Source organism: Azospirillum sp. B4, from assembly GCF_000333275.1.
Taxonomy (GTDB): Bacteria; Pseudomonadota; Alphaproteobacteria; order Azospirillales; family Azospirillaceae; genus Nitrospirillum.
The window spans coordinates 1-2593 of the sequence record NZ_BACU01000149.1 but is presented as its reverse complement, the minus strand read 5'-3'; the positions used below and the strand labels follow the sequence as shown (position 1 = coordinate 2593).

General features: G+C 56.4%; 3 protein-coding genes. 2 read left to right on the top strand and 1 reads right to left on the bottom strand.

Annotation, left to right across the window (positions count from 1 at the left end; all coding sequences use genetic code 11):
- Nucleotides 1-1300: HNH endonuclease signature motif containing protein (locus I55_RS36880; RefSeq protein ID WP_159107127.1), on the top strand; the 1300-nt coding region annotated here is incomplete at its 5' end.
- 54 nt (nucleotides 1301-1354) lie between these two features.
- Here the strand turns inward: I55_RS36880 and I55_RS38965 are convergent.
- Entirely contained in the window at nucleotides 1355-2074 is a 720-nt protein-coding gene (locus I55_RS38965) for an RT0821/Lpp0805 family surface protein (protein ID WP_049973894.1), read from the bottom strand.
- A 203-nt stretch (nucleotides 2075-2277) separates the two neighbouring features.
- Between I55_RS38965 and I55_RS06830 the strand changes: the two genes are divergently transcribed.
- Nucleotides 2278-2593 (top strand): hypothetical protein (locus I55_RS06830; RefSeq protein ID WP_199902489.1); only part of this gene is annotated, 316 nt, incomplete at its 3' end.

Below are 2593 nucleotides of genomic sequence, written 5' to 3'. Positions count from 1 at the left end.
CTCATCTGCGATATCAAAATCATTTTTTGGTGAAATAGAGAAGTCGCAAATCGGTATCGCCAAAGAAGCGAAAAGAGTGGTCGAGTCTCGCGTTGGCAGCTACTCTGAGTTCAAGAAATACCTTCAGGATCCAAACGGCGCGCCTGACTCAAAAACTTTGCTTCGCGCGAGGAATATGGCTGCCGTTAGCTTCACTATTCAAGATGTACGAGGCGACGTAACGAACGCAGAAAGATCATTTCTCAAGATAAATCAAAGTGCAACTCCAATACACCCCACAGAATTAACGATGATCCAGGCGCGCAAAAAGCCGAACGCCTTGGCAGCAAGAGCTCTTCTTCGGGCTGGCAGTGGACACGAGTACTGGTGGGAATTTGACGATAATACAAAGAAAAATATCGTCTCATTGGCTCGTGATATTTACGAGAACCTATTCAAGCCATTACTCGAGTCCCCCATCAGGACATTAGAACTTCCCGCCGCAGGTCAAGCACTTACACCTGATAGTCTCGACTTGGTTTTTACACTTGTAAATCACATAAATGGGGCTGTGGATACGTCAACGAAAAAGAAGCCAGGAAATTGGAAACATAAAACAAAATCTGGAACAGAAGAACCTCTGGAGGACGATAAAGATGGTTCAATGACTTTACAATTCTTACAATCGGTTAAAGATGCAACCCGACGGGTATTTGGGTCCGACAGTGGCTCGCTTGCACTTCACACAAGCGTATACTGCTATGGTGCGACTGGCCGTTTCCAACCAACCGCATTCTTCGCAGCCATTGACTTTGTCGACCATCTAGAAACCCACCGTGCATTTGATAAATTTACGGCCATTCGAGCCAATTTCGAGAACTTCCTCATCGAATATCGACACTTTATCAACCAGATTGTTGGAAGCTATGGCAGCCAACTCAAAGGACTTCCAGCCCTTACAAAGATGTACAAGATAATATATAATAATATTGGGACCGCCCCCAATTCAACACTGGTCAATATAATTAAATCAGATCCAGAGTTATCTTTTATCACTGAAATATCCGAAGATGACCGCAAGTATGGCCGCAATTTTTCTCGGGAAACCAGCAATGCCATATTCCTGAAACAGGCCATTCAGAAAGCTTTGACTTGCGGAATCTGTGGTGCTCGCATACATACAGGGACAATTACACTCGATCACAAAGATCGAAAAGAAGATGGCGGATTAGGCTCTCTCAAAAATGGCCAGATTGCCCACCCTTATTGCAATCATGGATATAAAGAAAAAATGACCCACGCCGCAAAGTCGAACTCTTAATGCCTAAATCTACAAAGGCTCTGGCCCATGAAGGCCAGAGCCTTTGTAGAGTAACTAATTCACGATCTTCCACTGGCCGTCGGGCTGGCGGCAGGCGGTGCCGGTCACGTTCTGACGGCGGCCGCCCACCACGGCAACGCTCTGGTATTCGCGGCAATAGGTGTCGGATGATTCCTGCCAGGTCTTGACCGGGGTCATCTGATAGCGGGCGCCGTTGTCGGGGTTGTTCCAGACGATCTGCTGGCCGTCGGGCGCCTTTTCCATGGCCTGGGCGAAGCAGCCCTCGTCACTCTGGTCCATGCTGTTGAAGGCGGCGTTGCCGGCCAGGGCGCCCAACAGGACACCGGCGCCGGTCATGGCCGCCTTGCCGCCACCATGGCCGAACTGCGACCCGGCCAGGCCGCCCAGCAGGGCGCCCACCACCGTGCCCACGTTCAGGCCCACGGCGCCCCGGTCGCAGCGGCCGTCGTCGATGCCCACGTCCGCGCCATAGAACTCACGATAGTGGGGGGAGCGGTGGTCGACATAGCGGGGCGGCGGGCCGCGATGGTCGTCACGCCAATCCTCCCGGTGGTCATCGCGCCAACGATCATCGTCGCGCCGGCCATCCCCGCGATGATCGTCCCCGTGATGATCGTCATGCCAATCCCGATCCCGGTAATGATAGCCCGACGCCTCCGCCCAGGGGGGCGGGTCGGCCCAGGCCGGCAAGGTGGCGCCCATGGCCACGACGGCGGTCGCGGCGGCGGCAATGAGACGGGAAGAGCGCTTCATGATGGCCCTCGTTTCTTCCGATGCTTGGGTGACGCCCCGTAAGGGGGTCACCGGGGTGGTCCTGTCAGCGACAGTATGACGCCGATGATGGCGACCATGGGGCAGCCGCGCCCGGCCGTCATCGTGGCCTTCCGGGATAGCCGGAAAAGGCGGGCCCTTCCGGCCGTTACGGGGACCGCGCTAGACTGTCCGGAGGAGGCGCCATGATCCGCTTCGGTCCCTGGAGTACCATGTTGGGCATGGCGGCCGGCTTCGGCGCGCTGGTGGCCATTCTGTTGCTGACGGCCCGTGGCAACCGCACCGCCAACCGCCTGCTGGCGGCCCTGCTGGGCGTGGCCGTGCTGCGGCTGATGCCCTACGTCCTGGGCTTCGCCGGATTCTATGACACCTATCCCTGGCTGTCCTTCGCCCCGTTCAACCTGGGACTGGCCACCGGCCCGCTGCTCTACCTTTACGTCCAGCGCCTGGCGGCACCCCGGCTGCCGCGCGGCTGGGCCTGGCATTCGCGCCCGCGGCCCG

Coding starts and splice junctions, on each gene's coding strand:
- I55_RS38965 (WP_049973894.1), bottom strand. CDS start 2,074: ATGAAGCGCTCTTCCCGTCTCATTGCCGCCGCCGCGACCGCCGTCGTG.